This window comes from Streptomyces caelestis (genome assembly GCF_001279005.1).
Lineage (GTDB): Bacteria > Actinomycetota > Actinomycetes > Streptomycetales > Streptomycetaceae > Streptomyces > Streptomyces heliomycini.
Window position 1 is genome coordinate 1 of sequence record NZ_LGCN01000190.1, and the last position, 206, is coordinate 206.

Consider the following 206-nt stretch of genomic DNA (forward strand, 5'->3'; position numbering starts at 1 on the left):
GGGCGCAGGACGCAGCGCCTGTCGGTGAGCCACGCCTTCCACTCGCCGCTGATGGAGCCGATGCTGGCGGAGTTCCGCCGGGTCGCCGAGAGCCTCACCTACACCGAACCGCTTCTCCCGGTGGTCTCGAACGTGACCGGTGGGATCGCCGGCCCCGGCCTGCTGTGCTCGGCCGACTACTGGGTGCGCCACGTCCGCGCCACCGT

At 71.8% G+C, this 206-nt stretch carries 1 protein-coding gene; it reads left to right on the forward strand.

All coding sequences use genetic code 11. The features are described 5' to 3' along the window. Positions 1–24 precede the first annotated feature (24 nt). Positions 25–206 (forward strand): hypothetical protein (locus ADK41_RS16535; protein ID WP_420706794.1); only part of this gene is annotated, 182 nt, incomplete at its 3' end.